This is a genomic window from Sphingorhabdus sp. SMR4y (assembly GCF_002218195.1).
In the GTDB taxonomy this organism is placed as follows: Bacteria; Pseudomonadota; Alphaproteobacteria; order Sphingomonadales; family Sphingomonadaceae; genus Parasphingorhabdus.
Genome location: NZ_CP022336.1, coordinates 2381167 through 2402293 on the forward strand (window position 1 = coordinate 2381167; position 21127 = coordinate 2402293).

General features: G+C 59.4%; 18 protein-coding genes. 10 read left to right on the forward strand and 8 right to left on the reverse strand.

What is annotated here, in order from left to right:
• Positions 1-182 precede the first annotated feature (182 nt).
• Entirely contained in the window at positions 183-1484 is a 1302-nt protein-coding gene (locus SPHFLASMR4Y_RS11485; protein WP_089133667.1) for a spinster family MFS transporter, read from the forward strand.
• On the opposite strand, the gene SPHFLASMR4Y_RS11490 is transcribed toward SPHFLASMR4Y_RS11485, so the two are convergent.
• Complete coding sequence (locus SPHFLASMR4Y_RS11490) at positions 1473-2213, reverse strand: SDR family NAD(P)-dependent oxidoreductase (RefSeq protein WP_089133668.1); 741 nt, start codon at positions 2211-2213, stop codon at positions 1473-1475. The two genes, SPHFLASMR4Y_RS11485 and SPHFLASMR4Y_RS11490, sit on opposite strands and share 12 nt — an antisense overlap.
• A gap of 87 nt (positions 2214-2300) precedes the next feature.
• Here SPHFLASMR4Y_RS11490 and SPHFLASMR4Y_RS11495 point away from each other — a divergent pair, with 87 nt between their 5' ends.
• Together SPHFLASMR4Y_RS11495 and SPHFLASMR4Y_RS11500 are read left to right on the forward strand one after the other, a co-directional pair.
• Complete coding sequence (locus SPHFLASMR4Y_RS11495) at positions 2301-3071, forward strand: SDR family NAD(P)-dependent oxidoreductase (RefSeq protein ID WP_089133669.1); 771 nt, start codon at positions 2301-2303, stop codon at positions 3069-3071.
• Positions 3072-3140: 69 nt separating this feature from the next.
• On the forward strand, positions 3141-4457 hold the full coding sequence (locus SPHFLASMR4Y_RS11500; protein WP_089133670.1) for a spinster family MFS transporter: 1317 nt from the start codon (positions 3141-3143) through the stop codon (positions 4455-4457).
• A 4-nt stretch (positions 4458-4461) separates the two neighbouring features.
• Here the strand turns inward: SPHFLASMR4Y_RS11500 and SPHFLASMR4Y_RS11505 are convergent, their stop codons facing one another.
• The 5 genes from SPHFLASMR4Y_RS11505 to SPHFLASMR4Y_RS11525 all read right to left on the reverse strand — a co-directional run bounded on the left by SPHFLASMR4Y_RS11505 (position 4462) and on the right by SPHFLASMR4Y_RS11525 (position 11851).
• Positions 4462-5238, reverse strand: coding sequence for an SDR family NAD(P)-dependent oxidoreductase (locus SPHFLASMR4Y_RS11505; RefSeq protein ID WP_089133671.1), 777 nt, complete (start codon positions 5236-5238; stop codon positions 4462-4464).
• Between the two features lie 27 nt (positions 5239-5265).
• Entirely contained in the window at positions 5266-6891 is a 1626-nt protein-coding gene (locus tag SPHFLASMR4Y_RS11510) for an FAD-dependent oxidoreductase (protein ID WP_089133672.1), read from the reverse strand.
• A gap of 85 nt (positions 6892-6976) precedes the next feature.
• Positions 6977-8842, reverse strand: coding sequence for a hydantoinase B/oxoprolinase family protein (locus SPHFLASMR4Y_RS11515; RefSeq protein ID WP_089133673.1), 1866 nt, complete (start codon positions 8840-8842; stop codon positions 6977-6979).
• A gap of 1 nt (position 8843) precedes the next feature.
• On the reverse strand, positions 8844-10898 hold the full coding sequence (locus SPHFLASMR4Y_RS11520; protein WP_089133674.1) for a hydantoinase/oxoprolinase family protein: 2055 nt from the start codon (positions 10896-10898) through the stop codon (positions 8844-8846).
• A 32-nt stretch (positions 10899-10930) separates the two neighbouring features.
• On the reverse strand, positions 10931-11851 hold the full coding sequence (locus SPHFLASMR4Y_RS11525; protein WP_089133675.1) for a hydroxymethylglutaryl-CoA lyase: 921 nt from the start codon (positions 11849-11851) through the stop codon (positions 10931-10933).
• A 64-nt stretch (positions 11852-11915) separates the two neighbouring features.
• Between SPHFLASMR4Y_RS11525 and SPHFLASMR4Y_RS11530 the strand changes: the two genes are divergently transcribed.
• Positions 11916-13097 carry a CaiB/BaiF CoA transferase family protein gene (locus SPHFLASMR4Y_RS11530; protein ID WP_089133676.1) on the forward strand — a complete coding sequence of 394 codons (1182 nt, stop codon included), beginning with the start codon at positions 11916-11918 and terminating at the stop codon, positions 13095-13097.
• Positions 13098-13124: 27 nt separating this feature from the next.
• Here the strand turns inward: SPHFLASMR4Y_RS11530 and SPHFLASMR4Y_RS11535 are convergent, their stop codons facing one another.
• Positions 13125-13778 (reverse strand): GntR family transcriptional regulator, encoded by a 654-nt coding sequence (locus tag SPHFLASMR4Y_RS11535; protein ID WP_089133677.1) that lies wholly within the window; start codon positions 13776-13778, stop codon positions 13125-13127.
• Between the two features lie 134 nt (positions 13779-13912).
• Between SPHFLASMR4Y_RS11535 and SPHFLASMR4Y_RS11540 the strand changes: the two genes are divergently transcribed.
• From SPHFLASMR4Y_RS11540 to SPHFLASMR4Y_RS11565, 6 genes are all read left to right on the forward strand, one after another.
• The gene (locus SPHFLASMR4Y_RS11540; RefSeq protein WP_089134851.1) at positions 13913-14656 is read left to right on the forward strand and encodes an aspartate/glutamate racemase family protein; all 744 of its coding nucleotides are present in this window, start codon (positions 13913-13915) and stop codon (positions 14654-14656) included.
• Positions 14656-15087: a nuclear transport factor 2 family protein gene (locus SPHFLASMR4Y_RS11545; RefSeq protein WP_089133678.1), complete on the forward strand. Its 432-nt coding sequence runs from the start codon at positions 14656-14658 to the stop codon at positions 15085-15087. The genes SPHFLASMR4Y_RS11540 and SPHFLASMR4Y_RS11545 overlap by 1 nt, the downstream gene beginning before the upstream one ends.
• Positions 15087-15485 (forward strand): nuclear transport factor 2 family protein, encoded by a 399-nt coding sequence (locus SPHFLASMR4Y_RS11550; protein ID WP_089133679.1) that lies wholly within the window; start codon positions 15087-15089, stop codon positions 15483-15485. Before SPHFLASMR4Y_RS11545 ends, SPHFLASMR4Y_RS11550 begins: the two co-directional genes overlap by 1 nt.
• A 90-nt stretch (positions 15486-15575) precedes the next feature.
• Entirely contained in the window at positions 15576-18068 is a 2493-nt protein-coding gene (locus tag SPHFLASMR4Y_RS11555; protein ID WP_313906731.1) for a TonB-dependent receptor, read from the forward strand.
• A gap of 39 nt (positions 18069-18107) precedes the next feature.
• Positions 18108-18860, forward strand: coding sequence for an SDR family NAD(P)-dependent oxidoreductase (locus tag SPHFLASMR4Y_RS11560; protein ID WP_089133681.1), 753 nt, complete (start codon positions 18108-18110; stop codon positions 18858-18860).
• A 44-nt stretch (positions 18861-18904) separates the two neighbouring features.
• Positions 18905-19666, forward strand: coding sequence for an SDR family NAD(P)-dependent oxidoreductase (locus SPHFLASMR4Y_RS11565; RefSeq protein ID WP_089133682.1), 762 nt, complete (start codon positions 18905-18907; stop codon positions 19664-19666).
• Positions 19667-19748: 82 nt separating this feature from the next.
• On the opposite strand, the gene SPHFLASMR4Y_RS11570 is transcribed toward SPHFLASMR4Y_RS11565, so the two are convergent.
• On the reverse strand, positions 19749-20858 hold the full coding sequence (locus SPHFLASMR4Y_RS11570) for a glycosyltransferase family 4 protein (protein WP_186265924.1): 1110 nt from the start codon (positions 20856-20858) through the stop codon (positions 19749-19751).
• Positions 20859-21127 lie beyond the last annotated feature (269 nt).

The following is a 21127-nucleotide window of genomic DNA, read 5'->3' on the forward strand; positions in this document are numbered from 1 at the left end:
TCCTGAGCCTGTAGCAGGATGAACGCGGCACAGAGCGGCCTGCAATGTGCTTTGACAAGCTCGGCACGAACGACATCGTGGGGCGATACAAGTATTGCTCCTATCAATTAAGGGGATAGAGCCACGCTGGTTCTGTCCCCTTTTTCACGCTAGGCCTGCATCGTCCTTTGGAGAGGGTGTAGATGAATTCCAATACCGGCCCGGCCACTGGCGGCGTCTATCGATATTATGTTCTGATCATGCTGATGCTGACCTTCATGTTCAACATCACCGACCGTCTGGTGATGTCGATCCTGATCGAGGACATCAAGGCCGAGTTCCTGTTGAGCGATACGCAGATCGGACTGCTCGCCGGCACCGCTTTCACGGTTTTCTATCTGTTGCTTGGCATTCCGGCCGGTCGGCTAGCGGACCGCACCAATCGCAAGACCATGGTCGCCATCGCGGTTTCGCTCTGGAGTATCATGGCCGCGCTTTGCGGCGCTGCGGTGGGGTTTTGGACACTGTTTCTGGCGCGTCTCGGCGTCGGGGTTGGAGAAGCCGGTGGAGCACCACCGTCGGTATCGATCATCACCGACTATTTTGCCCCACACGAACTATCGCGTGCCATGGGTATATTTACCGCAGGCGCTGTGCTCGGTCCGGTTCTCGGCTATTCGGCGGGCGGTTATCTGGCGGCGGAATATGGCTGGCGCTGGGCGTTTATCGTGCTTGGACTGCCCGGCGTGTTGCTTGGTATCATACTTTATCTGACTGTTAAGGAACCGGTGCGCGGCCGATTTTTCCCGGCCGATGCGAGCGCTGCCGGTGTCGCGAAACAGGAGCCGTTCAGGACAGCGATGCTGTCGCTCTGGCGCAACTCCGTTCTCGCCCGGGTGATCACGGCCAATGCCTTCGCCAATGTTCCCGCCTTCGCCTTCGCCATCTGGCTGGCGCCGATCCTGATGCGCAAATTTGAAATCACCCAGGGGGAGGCCGGTCTCTATCTCGGTGCGGTGCTGTTTATCGGCGGTGTACCCGGCATGATCTTCGGCGGCTTTCTGGCCGACCATCTGGCAAAGAGAACCCCGAAATGGCGTCCGTGGTATTGCGCCCTGGCGCTTGGCCTGACCCTGCCGTTCTGGGCCTCCTGCCTGCTCGCCGACAGCCTGCAATGGACGCTGGGCCTCTATATTGTCGGCTATATCCTGCTCGTTTCCACCCAGGGCGCGGCCTATTCGATGATGCAGGCTGCGGTAAAACCGACCGAGCGGGGCACGGCCTCGGCCATCGGCAGCCTGCTGGCCAATCTGCTCGGCTATGCGATCGGACCGGCGCTGATCGGCGTGATGAGCGACGGCTGGGCCGATCAATATGGCGCAATGTCGCTGAGCTATGCGGTGATGGTGACTGCGGTGATCAGTCTGACCGTATCGGTCGCCCTGTTCTGGTGGACCAGCCAGGCGATGGCCGATACGCCGTCCGGGCTGGCGCTAGAGCAATAGCCCTCCGTCCGCGATAATTGTCTGCCCGACGATATAGCCGGCCAGCGGCGAGGCGAGGAAGAGTACCAGCCCGGCCATGTCTTCGGGATCACCGATGCGGCCGAGCGGGATCGACCGGATGGTTGCGTCCCGCCGCTTGGGATTGTCGGTCGTCACCTTGGTCATCTTGGTCGCGATCAGGCCCGGTGCGACACCGTTGACCCGGATGCCGTCCGGCGCCCAGGCCTTGCCCAATGTGCGGGTCAGGCCGGCGGCACCGGCCTTGGAAGCATTATAGCCGGGGTTTCCAACGGTGGCGTGAAAGGCTGCGGTCGAGCTGATGATGACCAGTGACCCCTTGGCCTCTTTCAGCAGGTCGTAGAATTGCCCGGCGCAGGTCATCAGGCTGTTGAGATTGACTTGCACGACCTTGGCGAAATTTTCCGGTTCGAATTCGGCGCGCTTGTATAGGACCATGCCCTGCGAGCAGACCAATATATCCAGCCGGGTGAATTTCTGGCGCAGGGCGATGATTGCAGCATCGTCTCCGGCATCGAGCTGATGATAGACGAGGCCGGTCAGGTCGGATCCTTCCCCGGCGTCATAATCGGCTTCGCTGCTCCGCGTCCCGGTGACATGGACCTCGGCACCCTGGGCGCGAAAGGCTTGCGCGGTGGCATTGCCGATGCCGCTCGAGCCGCCGATGATGCAAACGGTCTGGCCGGTAAAATCGATGGACGTGTCTATCATTATCTTCTCCTATGCAATTGACTATTGGCCGACCATTTCGGGATCGTCTAGGGCTTGTTGCACAATCTATCCCGGAGCAGAGACATTATGGATATCCCCTTTTCGCTGGAAGGCCGCACCGCGCTGATCGCCGGTGCATCATCGGGTTTTGGCGCGCGTTTTGCCAAGCTGTTTGCTAAGGCGGGGGCGAATGTCGTGCTCGGTGCCCGGCGAACCGACCGGACCGATGCGCTGGCCAAAGAGATTATCGACGAGGGCGGCAAGGCGCTGGCGGTGCCACTGGATGTTACCGATGAAGCGTCGATCATCGCGGCCTATGACGCGGCGGAAGCACAATTTGGCACGGTCGATTCCATCGTTGCGAACGCCGGTGTCGCTGCGACAGGGCGGTCGACCGATGTGTCCGCAGACCGTTTGCAGATGCTTCTCGATACCAATTTCAAGGGCGTCTATCTGGTTGCGCGCGAAGGCGCCAAGCGGCTGATCGCCAGCGGCAGCCGGGAAAAGGAAAATGGCCGGATTGTGATCATTGGATCGATCACCTCGCGGCTGACCGGCGAGGGCGACAGCGCCTATGCCGCGAGCAAGGCCGGCGTGACTCATCTCGGCCGCAATCTGGCACGCGAATGGGTGCGGATGGGGGTGAATGTAAACACCATCCACCCGGGCTATATTCCGACCGAGATCCAGGGCGACTGGTACCAGACCGCAGGTGGCCAAGCGCAGATTGCCGGCTTCCACCGTCGCCGCCTGCAGGACATCGAATCGCTTGATCCGATGATGCTCTATTTTTCCTCCGATGCGTCGCGGATGGTCACGGGGTCGGATATTGTCATCGACGACGGCCAGTCGCTCTGATCTGACCAATGGGCAGCCCTAGCTAAACAAAGGGTGCCGGGAAGAAAATAATCCTGTCATAGCTGGGGGATGGTAGAGGACATTCGCCCCAACGAGGGCTTCGAGATTTCGGCAGACAATGCGTCTGCCTCGCGGCGGCGCGCCAATTACGCGCTTGCGATCCTGTTCATCGTGACGATGCTCAACTTTCTTGACCGGCAGGTGATCTCGATCGTGGCCGAGCCGATCAAGCGCGATCTCGGATTGTCCGATACCCAGCTTGGCCTGATGACCGGCCTGTCCTTCGCGATTTTCTATACCACGCTGGCGATCCCGCTGGCGGCTCTGGCGGATCGCTGGAACCGCAGCCGGATCATCGCCATCGCCATTGCCATCTGGTCGCTGATGACCGTGCTGTGCGGCATGGCGGGCAGTTTCGTGCAGCTGTTTCTGGCGCGGGTCGGTGTGGGCATCGGCGAGGCGGGATCGGCGCCGGCGTCGCACAGCCTGATCGCCGATCTGTTTCCGCCGGAACGCCGGGCCGGTGCGCTCGGTATCATGGGCGCAGCGGTGCCCGTCGGTGCGTTCATTGCCTATGCCGGTGGCGGCTATATTACCGAAATGTTCAGCTGGCGCGCAGCCTTTCTGCTGGCTGGCCTGCCGGGCATCATCATCGCTCTGGTGATCTGGTTCACCGTGCCCGATCCGCGCGGCAAGGTCAGTCTGGCCAAGGCCTTCCAACCCGTGGCGGGCGAAATGACCTTGCGCGCCGCCCTGATCGAACTGTCGCGCAAACCCGCCTATTGGCATCTGGTGGCAGCCGGCGTTCTGGTGCAATTCATCTCCTATGGTCTCGCCAGTTTCTACGGCGGCCTGTTTGTCCGGGTGCATGGCATGAACTATGGCGAGCTCGGCTGGAAACTCGGCGTGATGGTCGGTTTGACCGGCGGATTCGGGGCCTGGTTTGGCGGCAAGACCGGCGATCTGATCGGCAAGCGGGACCCGGCCCTGCCCTTGCTGGCCAGCGGGCTTGTGCTGGCGCTGGCCGCGCCCGGCATGATTGCCGCCATCTATGCCGACAACGCCAATATTGCCATTGCCCTGCTCGGTATCCCGACCTTCGCCGCGACCTTCTATTTCGGCCCCAGCTTCGCCGCTGTCCAGACCCTGGCCAGCGACCGGACCCGGGCCATGGCCGTGGCCATCTATCTGATGATCGCGGGTCTGGTCGGGCTTGGCATCGGTCCGGTCTTTGTCGGCGGTCTGTCCGACTATTTCGCCGGCGGCAACCGGGAACTGGAAGCAAGCGCGTTGCAACAGGCACTGACGGTTCTGGCTCTATTCAACCTGTGGGCAGGTTTCCACTATTGGCGGGTCTGGGTATGGATGAAGCGCCAGCGCGCCTGACGGATCATTTGCCACCGGTGACATAAAGACATTGGCCCGTCACCCAGCTGGAGGCGGGCGAAGCCATATAGACCACGGCGGCGGCAATATCCTCTTCCCGGCCGAAACGGGCCAGCGGTATCTGGAACTGTTTGAGCAGGGCTTCCCGCTTTTCTTCGGAATCGATGCCCATGGATTCGTCGAAATTTTCGGTCGGGATCGGTCCCGGCGCCACCGCATTGACGCGGATTTTCGGAGCCAGTTCCAGCGACAGGCTGGCGGTCAGGCTGTTTACCGCCGCCTTGGACGCGCCATAGGGCGCGTTTTTCACTTGCCCTCCGATTGCCGCGCGGGACGAGATATTGATGATTGCCCCGCCATTCTCGCCCATGTGAGTCGCGGCTGCGACCGCGCCCATCCAGACGCTCTTCAGGTTCAGCTCGATTTGCGCGTCCCAGCTGTCTTCCGGCGTGCGGGTCAGATAGCGCGGCGTGCCATCGGGCAGACCACCGGCATTGCTCACCCAGATCGTCAATCGCCCCAGTTCCTCGACCGCGCGGTTGGCGAGGTTCTCCAGAGCGGCGCGGCTCGTGACATCGGTCGGCACCGCTATTGCGCGACGGCCCATTGCGCGTATCTCTTCGGCGACCTTTTGCAGGTCATCGGCAGAGCGTGCGGCAATGGCGACATCGGCGCCCGCTTCGGCCAGGCCAAGCGCAATTGCTCGCCCGATGCCCTTGCCCGCGCCGGTGACGACAGCGACTTGGCCGTCGAGTTTGAACTGATCCAGAAGGCCCGTCATCTCATCTCATCTCCCTGATGGTGCCGGTCATTGATTGACCCGTCTCGCCGCCGCGCGGCCCGCGATATAGCCGAATGTCAGAGCCGGGCCCAATGTGCCGCCTGCTCCGGCATAGACGCTGCCGGTGGGGGCGCTGATCACGTTGCCGGCGCCGAACAGTCCGGCAATCGGCGCCCCGTCGACATCCACAATCTGCGCCTGCGCATTGGTTTTTGCGCCGCCATTGGTACCAAGCGCACCCATCCGGATTTCCACCGCATAAAAGGGTGCCTTGGTCAGGCCACCCAATGTGGCCGCGGCCCCGTCCCGCGAACGGTCACCATAGAAGCGGTCATAGCCGGTCTTGCCGCGACCGAAATCCCGATCGTCGAGCTGCTCGGCCTGGTCATTGAACCGGTTTACCGTGGCCGGAAGGTTGGTGGCATCGACGCCTATCTGGGTTGCGAGTTCTGCCAGCGTATCGGCCTGTGCCACCCAATCGGGCAAAGGCGCGCCGGGCATGATCGATGAAAGCGGATAGCGCTCCCGATAGTGCGAATCGAAAATCAGATAGGCGGGAAGGTTGGGATAGTCGTAAGTTGCCGGATCGAAGGCGTGGAAGGCTCCGGCCAGGGCCGAATAATTGGCGGCTTCGTTACAGAATCTCTTGCCGGTTCGGTTGACCATGATGCCGTGCGGCAGGGTCCGCTCGATCAGCACCGGCATGTTGCGGGTTTCGCCGCTTTGCCATTGCGCTTCGGGAATGGCGAGAGTGGGTACCCACCAGGCGCTGGTCATGTTGCCCAGACCCGCGCCCGCGGCCATCGCCATTTTCAGGCCATCGCCACGATTGGTCGGCGGCGAGGCCGGCGCCTCCAGCGGCCCGCGCAAGAAGGCGTGTTTCAGCGCATCATTCCATTCGAATCCGCCGGTGGCCAGGATCACGCCGTTGCGCGCAGAGATTGTCTCTTGTTCGCCGCCGCGTTCGACAATCGCGCCGGTTACCCGGCCCTGATCAAGGGAAAGCCGATAACCGCTGCATCCGAGAACAGGCTCGATGCCGCGATCGAGACAGGCCTTCAGCAGCCGCCCGACCAGCGCCTGTCCCCAGCCGCGCAAATCTTCGGTTTCGCGGCGCTGCAATTCGGCCGGATCGACTACACCGCTGCCGCCGCCGAGCGGCGTTTCGCGCAACATCATTCTGGGTGCAGGGCCATGTGCGAACACCCGGTCCTTCCAGAGCCCGAGCGTCCCGAAGTCAAACAGTTCGTTGTCGAGCGAGCGGCCGCCCGTTTTCGCGCCGGGGCGGTCTTCATAATAGTCCGGATAATCCGGCATCATCGTCAGCCGGATCGCGTCCACGCCGGTCAGGAAGGAGAGCGCCGGTCCGGCCTCGGCGACAAAGGCCCGGAGCGTGGCCTCGTCCATCTCGCCGTGATCGAGCGACCGGAAATAGGCCAATGCGTCGGCGTTGCTGTCCGCGATGCCCTGCGCGGCCATCTGGTCATGACCGGGGAGCCAGACCACACCACCGGAAATCGCGGCGGTTCCGCCCAGCCGGTCCTGCTTTTCAATCAGCTGGACCGAGGCGCCGGATTCATGCGCGGCCAGAGCGGCGGTCAGTCCCGCTGCCCCCGCACCGATGATCAGAACATCTGTCTCGCTATCGACTATCGCACCTCTCCCGTGACCGGATTGGGGACCAGTCTAGGGACAAGCACGTGGTGCGACAAACCGCACTTTGGATAGCCGCAGCTGGCTAGGCAGCAACAGTTCCCGGCTGCACCGGTGCCGGCAGTCCGGTTTCTTCCAGACAATTGGCCCGCAATGTCTCGATATCGGGACCAAAGTTGAACGGACTGTCGGTCGCCACCACATCCGCTGCCATTTCCGCGCGCAGGCTTTCGGTGGCCGGACCATCGACGCTGCCGTCTGCGGCGATGACAACGCCATAGTCGCGCGCGCCTTCCACGGTCACCAGCCCCTGACGGATTTCCAGCGCCACCAGTTCGGGATCGCGCTCCAGCGGGTTGCCCCAGCCGCCACCGCCCCAGGTGATGAAGTGCAGCAGATCGCCTTCGCGGACTTCAACGCCGTCCTGCTTGTTGCCGACCACCTCTTTTGAACCGTCCGCGCGTTCCAGTATCTTGGTCGCCCGGTCGCCGGGCTGACCGCCGTTGACGCCCCAGGGATAAGTGAACCAGCGGTCGTCATGGATCGCCACCGTTCCGGGTTCGAGGAAACGGTAGGTCATGTGAATGCCGTTGCCACCGCGGAAGCTGCCCGCGCCGCCGCTGTCGGGCTTGGCCTCGTACCGTTCGATTCGCAGCGGGAAATATTTCTCGAGAAACTCGTTCGGCACATTGGTGAATCCGGGCCACAGCGAGTGGCCATCCGGACCATCGCCAAAGGGCCGTCCGGGAATGCCGCCAAAGCCGATCTGGAAGAGCTGGAACCATTCGCCGCCCTTGTCGAACCCGGAATACATCAGATGCGGGCTGGAGGAGAAGCCCGCGCCGTTGAGGAATTCGGGTTGCCGTTGACCGAGCAAGCCGCCCAAAATGTCGAAAATCCGGCCCAGTGCATGGGTGCGTCCGGCAAGCGCGGCGGGATATTTCGGCTTCAGCAGCGAGCCTTCCGGAATGCGCACGTCAACCAGATCATAGAAGCCGTCGTTGAACAATATCTGCGGATCGAAGACCATGATCATGTAGATGCCGAAGAACATCTTGAACATATTCTCGTTGAGAAAGAAGTTGATCGAGCTGGGCGCTTGCGGGTCGGTGCCCTCGAAATCGAGGATGACCTTGCCGCCCTCGCGCCACATCTTGCAGCTGATCTTGTAGGGGCCGAAACCGACGCCGTCGTCGCAGATATAGTCGCTGAAGCTGACCGGTTCCTCGCCGATGCTGGTCTCGATCAGATGTTTCATGGCGCGGTGGTTGCGTGCCAGCAGCAGATCGGTGGCGCCGGCAAATTCATCCTCGCCAAAGCGTGCGCACATTTCGTCGACCCGGCGGGCTGCGACCCGGCAGGAAGCGATCAGCGCGTTGAGATCGGCGGCGCACCAGTCCGGCTTGCGGCTCTGGTGCAGGACAACCTTCACCATTTCCTCGTTATAGACGCCTTTCTGGTAGATCTTGACCGGCGGTATACGGACGCCTTCCTCGAACACGCTCTTGCTGTCGATCGGGATCGAGCCGGCGACCTTGCCGCCGATATCGGACTGGTGACCGAACATGGCGGTCCAGGCGACCAGCCGCCCACCGCGATAGACCGGCAGCAACACCAGCCAGTCATTATTATGGCTGACCGCGCCGTCGCAACTGTACGGATCGCTGAGGAAGATCATGTCGCCTTCCTCGATGGTCCCGGGATAGGAGCGCAGGAAGCCGTCGATGAAGCTGCCGAACTGGCCGACCACCATCTTACCGTCGCGATCGGCGATCAGCGGAAAGGCGTCGCCCTGTTCGCGGATACCCGGTGACATGGCCGTGCGGACCAGAGTGGCATCCATCTCGATCCGCGCGTTGCGCAAGGCATTTTCCATGATGTCGAGCGTGACCGGATCGACATCGACCTTGTTGAAGGGGGCGCTGTTGGTTTCGATAATCTGTGCGGGCATATCAGGCTCCTTCCACCAGGTTTATGATCAGATTGCCATGGTCGTCGACCAGCGCTTCGCAGCCGCTGTGGACCAATGTCGTGCTGTCCATTTCGGTGACGATGGCAGGCCCCGGGACGCGGTTTCCGGCCTTCAGCAGGGCGCGGTCATAAATCGCTGCGTCCTGCATCTTGCCATCCATGTAGAGCTGGTGATCGCGGGTCTTGGCAGCCGATGGATCAGCGTCGCCCTTGCCGATGGACGGTGGTGCGACATCGGCGGATTTGCCGAGCGCCACGGCGCGGACATTGACAATCTCGTGCGGTGTCTCGTCCAGATTGAAGGTGAATAATCGTTCGTGTTCGGTATCGAAGCGCGCGATCAGGCTGGCAATGGAAAGACCTTCCGGTTCTACCGCCAGCGGAATTTCGAAGGCCTGGCCGGCGTAGCGGATATCGATTTCATAGAGCAATTCGATATCGCCGGGCGCGACATCTTCGGCCTCCAGTTCCTGTTTGACCTGCGCGCCGAGACTGTCGAGATAGGCGGTGAGTTCTTCGTCGCTGGTGTTCTGTACCATCTTGTTGAAGCTGCGCTGGGTTTCGACGCGCTGGCGGGTGGTTGCATCGCCATAGGCGCAAAGCACGCCGGGCGAGGGCGGAATGATCACCGGCCAGCTGTTCATCAGCTTGCCCATCGCATTGGCGTGCAACGGTCCGGCGCCACCAAATCCCATCAGCGCGAAGTCGCGCGGGTCATAGCCCTGCTGGACCGAGACCAGGCGCAGCGCACCAAACATATTTTCATTCACGATGTCGATAATTCCGGCGGCGGCGTCCATCAGGTCGATCCCCAGCGCGTCGGCAATCGTCTGCACCGATTTTTTTGCCCCTTCGCGGTCGAGGGTGAAGCTGCCGCCCAGCAGCGATTCGGGCAAATAGCCGAGCACGACATTGGCGTCGGTCACTGTCGGCAATTCACCGCCCTTGCCATAAGCCACCGGCCCGGGCACCGCGCCAGCGCTTTCCGGACCAACCCGCAGCGCCTTGGTCAACTCGGGTACGAAGGCGATCGAGCCGCCACCGGCGCCGACGGTTTTGACGTCGATGGAAGAGGCGCGGACATTCAGGTCACCGACCGAGGTCTCCCGCTGCAATCGTGCGGAACCATTCTCGATCAGCGCCACATCGGTCGACGTGCCGCCCATGTCGAGCGTGAGAATATTCTTCACGCCCGCGCTTTTCGCCACCCAGACGGCGCCGGCAACACCGCCGGCCGGTCCCGACATCAGCAGGTTGACCGGTGCTTCGGCACTTTTTTCCGCCGACATCAATCCGCCATCGGAGCGCAGCAGATTGAGCTTTGCCTTTGTGCCCCAATCCTTCAGTTCCCGTTCAAGATTACCGACATAGCGGGCCACCGCCGGACGTACGGCGCTATTGGCGATGGTGGTGAGGGCGCGTTCATATTCCTGCATTTCCGGCAGGATATCGGAGGAGATGGAAATCGGGATATCGGGAAAGACCTCGGCACAAATGGCGGCGACCGCCTTTTCGTGCCGGCCGTCGACATAGCTGTTCATCAGGCAGATGGTCAGCGCCTCGATCTCTTCCGATGCTTTCAGCTGTTCCAGCCGGGCGCGCATTTCCGGTTCGTCCAGCTCGCGAACGGTCTTGCCTTCGGCATCCATCCTCTCCGGCGCCTCGATCGTGCGTTCGAGCGCGGCCATGGGTTCGGGTTTTGGCCAGATGATCCAGGCGGCAAGACCACCTGGCACGAGGCTCCGGGCAATCTGCATCAGATGGCGATAGCCGTCGGTAACGACCAGCCCGACCTTGGCGATTTTCTTTTCCAGCACCGCGTTGGTCGCCACGGTGGTGCCGTGGAGGAACAGGTCGATATCCGCAGGCGCGATATTCTGGCGTTCGCAAAGACCTCTGGCACCGTTGATGACCGCCTGGGAGGGATCGCTCGGGGTGGAAGGGACCTTGTCCCGGAACGTCTGGCCGGTTGCCTCGTCAATCAGCAACAGGTCGGTGAAAGTTCCGCCAACGTCGACACCCAATCGATATCCCATATCTCAATCTCTCTCGTTTATTTATATGTCATTCAGGATTCGGCTCTCGCGACCAGAGACGGAAGCGGCCGGCCGAGAACAGTTTCAAACCATTGATTTGTGGCTATGGCCTTGCGCAGATCGAGATCGTGGCCGACGCCGGAGCGGTCGAGCAGATTCACCAGATCTTCGGTCGCGATATTGCCGGTGGCATTGGGCGCGAACGGACAGCCCCCTAGCCCGCCGAGGCTGGAATCGAGCGTCTCTACGCCGGCCTCTACCGCGGCCCACGCATTGGCGATGCCGGTGTTGCGCGTGTCGTGGAAATGGGCCCGCATCTTAATATGGTCGGGCAACAGCTCCTTGAGCCGGCCGAACAGATCGGTGACCTGCGCAGGCACGCCGACACCGATCGTATCGGCCAGCGCAATTTCCATCGGATCTTCGGCGGCGATTTCTTCGGCGATTCGCAGAACCGTCTCCGGTTTTACCGCGCCTTCGAAGGGACAGCCGAAGGCAGCCGAGATAGTGACCTGCGCTTTCAGTCCCTCGGCCTTGGCAAATCGGATCATCTCGCGATTCTCCCTGATTCCCTGCTCGATGGTCTGGCCCTGATTCTTCTCGCCAAATGTGTTGCTCGCCACGACCACGCAGCCGGCTTCGTCAATCCCGCGCTTGTTGCCTTCGCGCGTCGCCAGGCCCCGCAGCACGCCGCGCTTGTTCAGGCATAATCCGATATAGGATATATCGTCGTGGTCCGGCAGGCCGGCGATCACGTCTTCCGCATCGGCCATCTGCGGTACCCGGCCCGGATGGACAAAGCTTGCCACCTCCATGCGCTTGACGCCAGCGTCCAGCATGCGTGTTATCAGGCCCAGCTTGTCCGCTGTCGAAATGATTTCGGATTCGTTCTGCAGCCCGTCACGCGGGCCGACTTCAAGAATAGAAATCGTCTTGCGATTGTCCTTGCTCATATAAATTGTATACAATCCTGTAACTGCTTTGTATAGAAGAAAGGATGATGCGGAGGTATTTTTAATGACGCAAGGTGCTTTGACAGGATTACGGCTGATCGAAATGGGTCAGCTGATCGCGGGGCCGTTCTGTGGCCAGCTCATGGGCGACCATGGTGCAGAGGTTATCAAGATCGAGCCGCCGAAAGTGGGCGACGCGATGCGCAGCTGGGGGCAGGGCATTCCTCTCTGGTTCTCCGTTGTCGGCCGCAACAAAAAGTCGATCACGCTGAATTTGCGGGAAAAGGAAGGTCAGGCGATCGTCAAGCAGCTGGTCGAGAAATCCGACTTTCTGCTCGAGAATTTTCGCGCCGGCACCATGGAAAAATGGGGGCTGGATTACGACACATTAAGTGCCATCAACAAGGGTCTGATCATGATCCGCGTGTCGGGTTATGGCCAGACCGGACCCTATTCGCACCGCGCCGGCTATGGCGGCATAGGTGAGGCCATGGGCGGCATGCGCTACATCATGGGCGAGCCCGACCGGCCGCCCAGCCGCGCCGGACTGTCGATTGGCGATTCGCTCGCCGCGACCTACGCCTGTCTTGGCGGGTTGATGGCGCTGGAGCACAGGCACAAGACCGGCGAGGGGCAGGTCGTCGATTCGGCCATCTACGAAGCGGTGCTGGCAAACATGGAATCGACCGTCGCGGAATATACGGTAGCAGGCCATATTCGGGAACGAACCGGATCGATCCTGCCGAAAATCGCACCTTCCAATGTCTATCCGACCAGCGATGGCAGCATATTGATCGGCGGCAATCAGGACAGTGTCTGGAAGCGGATGGCCGCGATGATGGGCCGGCCGGAACTTGCCGAAGATCCGCGCTATGCAACCCATGTCGCGCGTGGCGAGAACCAGACCGAGCTGGACGAGCTGATCATGGATTGGACCAGGACAATCAAGAGCAAGAAACTGCTGGAAATGTGCGAGGAACATGGCGTTCCTGCCGGCAATGTCTATCGCGCCCCGGAGATGCTGGAGGACCCGCATTTCCAGGCACGCGAGGCTCTGGTCGAGATGGATCACCCGCAGCACGAACATTTTGTCATGCAGAATGTCGCGCCGAAACTGTCCAAGACCCCTGGCCATATCGATAGCGTCGGGCCAGATCTGGGTGCCCATAATGAAGCCGTCTATGGCGAGTTGCTGGGTATGGACAGCGCAACGATGAATGACTTGCGGGAGCGGGGTATTATCTGACGCCGGGTTCCGGTCAACTTTCCCCTCTCAGCTTTCCCCGGTCCGCGATGACGCGCTGCTGAAGCTGTGGAATGCGCGGCGAATATGGCTGGTCATGACGGCGCGCGCCCATTTCTGATCCTTGGCTGCGAAGGCGGCGATCAGTTCGTCATGATCGGTACCCGACTGGATCAGATCGTCCTGGGAATATTGGTTGGCAGTGTGGCGGACCACCGGCTGTTCGACCAATGCCGGGAGCAACCGATCCAGTCGCGGTGATTCGGCGCGTTCCAGAATCAAGTCGTGGAATTGCCGGTTTGCCTGCAGGAACGTGGCAATATCGGCCTCCGGGCGGTTAACCGCTTCGGTCAGGCGAGCGTTGATGGCACGCAGCCGGGCCAGGCTTTCGTCATCCATGCGTTGTGCTGCCCGTTCTGCGGCGTGGGATTCGAGCATTGCCCGTAGCGTGAACATCTCGTCGATTTCATCATCCGACCAGTCCGCCACCGACAATCGCTTGGAGGCGCTGCGAACCAGCAGCATCTCATTCTCCAGACGCTGGACCGCATCGCGCACTGGTGTCCGCGAGACCCCGGAAATTTCGGCGAGTCGTTCCTCGGTCAACTGCATACCAGGCTGCACCTCACCCGACAGGATGAAGCTGCGTATCTTTCTATATGCGCGATCAGAAGCACGGCTCATGAACCGACTATTGGCGGATTTACGGGCGTTGGGCAAGGGCTGACCCGCAACGCCAGTTTCCTCTTGACGGATGATAATTGTATACAATACAAAGGATGCAGGGGGATTTATCCTATGAATGTGCCGCAATCGCTATGAAACGGATCAAGGTCATTGTACCCATCCCGATGGATGCGGAAGGGGTCGCGGCCAGAGCCGAGCAATTGCCTGCCGATTTCGTGCGGTCCGGTTTTCAGCCAGAGTTTGTCGCCGTTCCCTGGGGCGCTGCCCTGGGCGACAGCTATCATGATACGCTGTTGATGGATTGGACGGTCTTTCAGGCCGGGATCAAGGCCGAGGAAGAAGGCTATGCCGGGGTGCTGATCGACACGGTCAGCGACAGCGGTATGCGGGCGCTGCGTTCGCGACTGAACATTCCGGTGGTCGGCCCGGGCGAGGCGGCCTTTGCCGCTGCGATGATGCTGGGCAAGAAATTTACCGTACTGACAATGTGGCCCGAATGGTTCCCGCTCTATGAAAAGACACTGACCGAATATGGCTGGTGGGAACGGGTCGCCTCGTTGCGGTCGATCGAGACCCGGCCCGATGTCACCGAATTGCTTGCCGGCAAGGAAGAGGTGATCTTCGACAAGTTGCGCGAAGAAGCGACGCTGGCAATGGAAGAGGACGGCGCCGATGTCATCGTGCTGGGGTCGACCACCATGCATCAGTCGGCCCAATATCTTGACGAGAAGCTGCCGATCCCTGTGCTCAATCCGGGGCAGGTTGCCTATAAATTTCTCGAAACGCTGATCGAACTCGGCCTGACCCACAGCAAGAAGGCCTTCCCGGCTCCCGAAGTGCCGAAAGACGAAGATATTCGAAAGGGATGGTATTGATGACTGACTGGACACCCGGAATGGCAGGCCAGGTGCCGCTGCCTTATCCATTTTACATCGATATCGTGACCAAGCGCTATTTTGACGGCGTCGACAACAAGAATATGACCCAGGTCCTGAATTGCTTCGCGCCCGATGCGGTGCTGTATGAGGCAACCTCCGATACCACCCACAGGGGCCGGGATGCGATCAGGGCGATGTTCGAAAAGCTTTTCGCCGATTTCGAGCAGATCTGGCACGGCAATTTCGTCCATACCGCCGACCCGGAATCCAATGCCATCTGCTCGCAGTTCACGGTGCTTATTACGCCCAATGGCGGTGAGCAGCTGCGCTATGAAAATTGCAACCGCTTCTATTGCAAGGACCGTCTGTTTCAGGACGTCACCGTCTATATGAGCGGCGACAATCTGCTGAAAGAGGGAGACGTCTGATGCAATATGAACCCGCTCTCTCGCGCGATCAACTGATCCAGCTGGCAACCCGGACCTATTTCGGCAATGTCGACGCCAAGAATATGGAGGCCACGCTCGACTGTTTCCATGATGGCGCTCTCTTCTGTGTCCAGACGGATTTCACCCGGCACAGCGGCAAGGAAGAAATCCGGCGCATGTTCGATGATTTCTTCGCGGCCTATGACACGATCGTTCACCGCGACTTCACTTGCACCGTCGATGAGGCCAACGGACGGATCGCCGCCTCTTTCGTTGCCGAACTGACCGATGCCGACGGCGGTGTCACGTTGCTCAACAACACCAATTTCTGGAGAGTCCGGGACGGCAAGTTTCAGGAAGTCTACGTCTACATGAGCGGGGCTAACGTTCTCGTTTAATCACCATTTGACGGGCCAGAAGGTCTGCAAAATTTTCCATTCAGGGAAGGAAGAAAAATGCGACGGGTTAAAACAGGTCTTTCAATTTCAGTGGCTATCGCAGCCTTGGTCAGCTTCAATCCTGCTGTTGCTCAAGTCGGAGCCGAACAGGACAGCGCAGACGAGAATCAGGATTCAGGTCAAATCGTTGTGACCGCCCGGCGTCAAAGCGAGCTGTTGCGGGACGTGCCGGCATCAGTTTCCGTTCTGACGGAAGACGCGCTTGTAAATAGTGGCGCAACGACGGCCGAGGATTTCACCCAGTTGACTGCAGGTGTGACGATCGTGGCGGGCAACACCGAAGCGGGCGATAATCAGGTCAATATCCGCGGTCTCAACGGTGCGAGAGATGGCGAGAATAATGTCGCTCTGGTGATTGACGGCGTGCTGAAAACCAATGTTGCGGTGCTGAACCAGGATCATGGCGAGCTTGAGCAGGTTGAAATATTGAAAGGACCGCAGGGAGCTTTATATGGCCGCAATGCCGCTGCCGGCGCGATTGTCATCACCACGAAAGGACCAACAGATTATCTGACCGGTTCTGCTCGAGTGGGCTATGCAACCGACAAGACAATAACCGCCCGGGCCCTGCTGAGTGGACCGATCTCGGACAATGCCGGCTTTGTCATCAATGGTGACTTTGCCCGCAGCGACGGTTTTCTGCGCAACTCATTCTTGCCAACGACAGAAAACAGGACGCTGTATCCCGGGAACACCACCGATCCCGCCTCAATCAACAATTACAGCGGCTGGAATATCAACGGCAGGCTTGTGCTCGAACCTTCTGACGTCACGAAAATTGACGCGAAGGTCCGCTATGGCGAACGCAAGGGGGGGGCAATTTCATTCAACGCGATTTTCCAGATCCCGTTTCTGGCTGATCTGCTCGGACCCGATTTCAATATCGATGCCAATGACCACCAGTTCGTTTTTGCACCCAATATTGATCCGCTCAACCAGCAGGAAACACTGGATGCTTCGATCAAGCTGGAGACCGACTTGGGATTTGCCGACCTGAGCGCCTACGTGGCCTATAATAACAACAAGAATTTTTTCTACGCCGACGGTACGAGCGGCAGTTTTGCATTCTTCAACGGCGAAGCCACCTGTCAAACCACATCCGCGGCGCTGGCAGGCTTTCCGGTGGAAGCGCCTTTCGGGATCGGAGGTGGTGCCAATCTGCCACCGTATTCACCGACCAGTTGTGATGGCACGCAATATCAGCAAACCGATCAGGAAGACATTAGCGCCGAAATCCGGCTGGCCGGCGGCGACAGTTTTCTGAACTGGCAGGCGGGGGTCTATTATCTGCATTTGGATCGCCGGGTGTGCCGCAATCTGGGGCTTGATACGGGGCAGGGCGTAATCGCGCAGTGTTTCACAACGGATCCGAGCAATCCGACTGAAGCGCTGATCGACGATGATTTCAAAACCGATGTGTTCGCGTTGTTCGGATCGGTCAATTACGAGATACAGACCGGCCTTACCGCCGGACTGGCCTTGCGTTATGATATCGAGAAACGAGACAGCAGCAATAATGTTCCGACGGATGTCCGTACCCGCTGGGTGGGAAATGTTCTGACAGGATTTCCGAACGGTACGGCTACCACAGCAGCGAATTATTATCTGAACCCGGGCCTGGATCCAGCCAATAATCCGAGCGGAGTGCTGGGGGACCGGTCGCGGACGTTCAAACAGCTGCAGCCCAAATTGTCGATCAGTTACCGGGCAACCGATTATCTCAACCTGTTTGCCAACTGGGGGATCGGTTTCAAGTCTGGCGGCTTTAACAACGGTGGTTCTGCTGCGGTTATCGACAATTTCTTCAACCAGCAATTCAATGCCGGGATCACCATCTTTGACGATTTCAACAAGGAAACATCCAGCGCCTTTGAGGTCGGTCTGAAAGGGTCTACTCCGGGCAATGTCGTAAATTATGAAATCGCCGGATATTATACCGATGTTACCGACATGCAGTTTTTCGGATTCTTCGTCGGGCCGTTCGGACTGCTTCGCGTCGTATCGAACATCGACAAGGTCGAACTTTATGGCATCGAAGCCAGTCTGGCCGTCAAGCCAAACAGCTGGCTGACGTTGAGCGCCTCGGGCAATATCACCGAGAGCGAGATCAAGCGCAACAGTGCGCGGCCGAATACGGTTGGCAACAAGTCGCCCTATACCGCTGACTATACTCTCAATCTGGGAGCGGAAGCTCTTGTACCGGTCAGCGACGATACGGACATCTTGCTAAAAGCCGACTATCGTCTGACCGGTCCGACCTGGTTCCATACGGTGCAGGACAATGATGTCCCGAACCAGTTTGGCCTTATCGGGAATTTCACCAACAGTCAGCGTGATGCATTCGGCATTCTGAACCTCAGAATAGGAATCAACGCAGAACACTGGTCCCTCGCCGCCTTTGCGCAGAATGTTACCAACAAGAAATTTCTTCAGGAGGTCATTCCGGCTCCGGAATTCGGAGGCTCTTTTGTGGCTCCAGGTTCTGATCGGGTCATTGGCGTAGAAGCGGGTTTCAAATTCTAGTTTCGCCGACAAATTTAATGGGTTCAGAAGGGGCAGTATATGCGACTGGCTGGTAAAAGCGCGCTCATCACCGGGAGTAGCTCGGGTATTGGTCGCGCCGTCGCCACCGCCTTTGCCGAAGCGGGGTGTGACAGGCTGATTATCAATTGTCCGGAAAATGACAGACCGGCAGCAGAGTCGACTGCTGCCGATCTGAAGAAACTCGGTGCCGATACGATTGTCTTGGTTGCGGATGTCTCCTCGGCCGAGGAATGTCAGCGACTGGCGGATGAAGCGATCGATTTTGCCGGGGATCTGGACATATTGGTCAACAATGCGGGGATTGCGCACAATCATCTGGTCGAGGACCTGCCGGTCGATGTCTGGGACAAGGTGATGGCGGTTCACGCGCGAGCGACCTTTCTGATGACCAAGGCGGTACTCCCGCACATGTACGAGCGCAATTCCGGGCGAATCATCAACACGGTTTCGCAGCTCGCCTATAAGGGTGCGCCGGGCCTGGGTGCCTATACTGCGGCCAAGGGGGCTGTCCTTTCCTTTACCCGATCGCTTGCTCTGGAAATTGGCGACCGGAATGTCCGGATCAACTGTGTTGCGCCCGGGGCAACGGTCACACCCATTCTCGATGCAGTCGACCCCGAGGTGGTTGCGGCAGTGCTGGCAGGGATTCCGGCGGGCCGTCTGGCAAAGGTTACGGACATCGCGCCATCCTATGTTTTTCTGGCTTCGAGGGATGGCGATCATTTCCAGGGTCAATGTATCAGCCCCAACGGCGGTGACCAGTTCCTCTGAACGGGCCGGAAGCAGGGCATCATTAAAATTGAGAAAGGTAGCTTATGGAACAGCGACGGGCGGCAATGGTGTCGGGTGCTGGAATAGGAATCGGCGCGGCTACGGCCAAGGCGCTCGCGGCTGACGGCTTTCACGTTTTTGTAACGGATATTCTCACAGAAGAGGGCAACGCCTGCGTCGAGGAAATCAAGGCCACCGGTGGCGAGGCGCAATTTGTTCCACTCGATGTCACCGACAGCGCTGCCTGCGACAAGCTGGTGCAAAGAATCGAGTCGGAATTCGGTCATATATCCGCATTGGTGGCCAATGCCGGCATTGCGCCACGCGCGGCCTATCCAATCCTCAGCGATGACAAATGGGACGCCGTGCAGGATGTGAATCTCAAGGGACAGTTCCGTCTGCTGCGTGCGGTGGCTCCCGCCATGGAAGCAGCCGGAGACGGGGCGATTGTTTGTATCGCTTCGATTGCTGGCGTGACCGTTGGATGGGATGATCACTGGCATTATTGCGCGGCCAAGGGCGGGATATCCGGAATGGTTCGCGGTGCTGCGGTGGCACTCGCAAAATCCGGGGTGCGGGTGAACGGCATTGCGCCGGGTTTCGTCCGGACAGCGCAAATTCTTTCAGCTGAAAATTCACTGGGAGCGGAGGGGCTTGCCGAAGCCGAAAAGACCGTGCCGCTTAGCGGGCGTTCGGGCGAGCCGGAAGAAATAGCAAATGTTGCGGCGTTTCTGGTTTCCGAAAAAGCGAGTTACATCACGGGCCAGACACTGGTTGTGGATGGCGGTCTGACCGTTTCGATGTAATGCCTGTCGATGCGGTATCCGGCATTGAACATTGGGCGGCCAAAGGCTGGGCCCGCTTGTGTCCAGAACTGCGGAAAAGTCTCTATATCCGGGATGTCTGCGCGGGCGAAGTGCGCTGCGCTTGCCCGTCGGTCAATATGTCCCGATAGACGCCGATCGTGCGGTCCGCAATTTCTTCCCATTGCGGAAACCGGTCGGCGTTCACGCGAAATCCGCCGGGATTGGCATGGGCACGGTGGAGAGCACTGACCAGGCTGCGGGTATTGCCGGGACTGAAATAATGTTTGGCGTTGAGCCTGAGGTCGCGGTTTTCCGGCAGATCGCTCAACAGCAGCGGACAGCCGAGGCTGATCGCCTCGAGCAAGGTATTGGAATGGCCTTCCCGAATCGACGGGTTAACGAAGAAGCGCGCACCGCGGTAGAGCGGTGCCAGTTCTGACCGCGGCAGGCTGCCGAGCAACAGGATCCTGTCATCGCGCAGATCCTCTATCTGTTTGCGGTCGCTTTTCTTGCCCCAGTCCCCGACGATTACCAGCTGCATTTGCGGATGGTTCTTGGCGAAGATGCGAAAGGCGGCAATCAGGCTGTGGATATTCTTTTTCCGCGATATCTGGCCAACGAACAATATGTAATCCCCGCTGACCGGCGCGGGCAGGCCTTCGGGATAATGTTCGGGCCGGTCGAGGGCGTTGCCGATCACCTGGACATTTTTTCGTTTGCCGGCGCCGTGGAGTTTTGTGGCCAATGCCGGGGTGACGGCGATGATGACATCGGCCCAGCGAAGCTGATAGCGCAGCCAGCCCATAGTCCATTTCGCTAGAACAGCTGAAGGGTTTGCGTGGCAATTGGCACCGTAGCAGACGACAATCTTGCAGCCGATCAATTTGTAGGCCCAGAGCAGAACGGCGGCTTTCAGTCCGGTGAAATGGACAATATCCGGTCGGGTCCGGATCGCTCTGCACAGCGTAGCAATCGAATAGAGGAGCCGGTCCAATGCGGGGATCGCGGGCGACGGAGCGCGCCACAGGGATACGCCCTGGTAATTGTCGCTTCGGATATGCGGCTTTGTCCCGGCAATACATATCTTCCAGCCCCGGCTGGCAAGCAGAGGGAATAGCCGTTCTGCATTTTTCTCTGCGCCGCCCTCAACATCCGGGATGCCGCGAGCGCCGACGACCAATATAGATTTCACTATCTGTGTTCCCTGCTGGAGCCAGAATGATAGGCCATATCGGCCAAAGCCGGTTAACAAATTCAAGCGGGAACGGGTTCATTGGCCGGTTAAGACAAATGGTCGCAACAAAAATCGCCGGATTTCCGCTTTTCCCCCCGGATATTTGCATGACAATCTCCCTGAACCGCTCCGGGGCACAGAAATTGAACCGGAACGCTGTTGTCCCAATATCGTTATTCAATCGAACCGGTGTCCGGAGACGTACAACCCGCTCCGGCCTTGCGAAT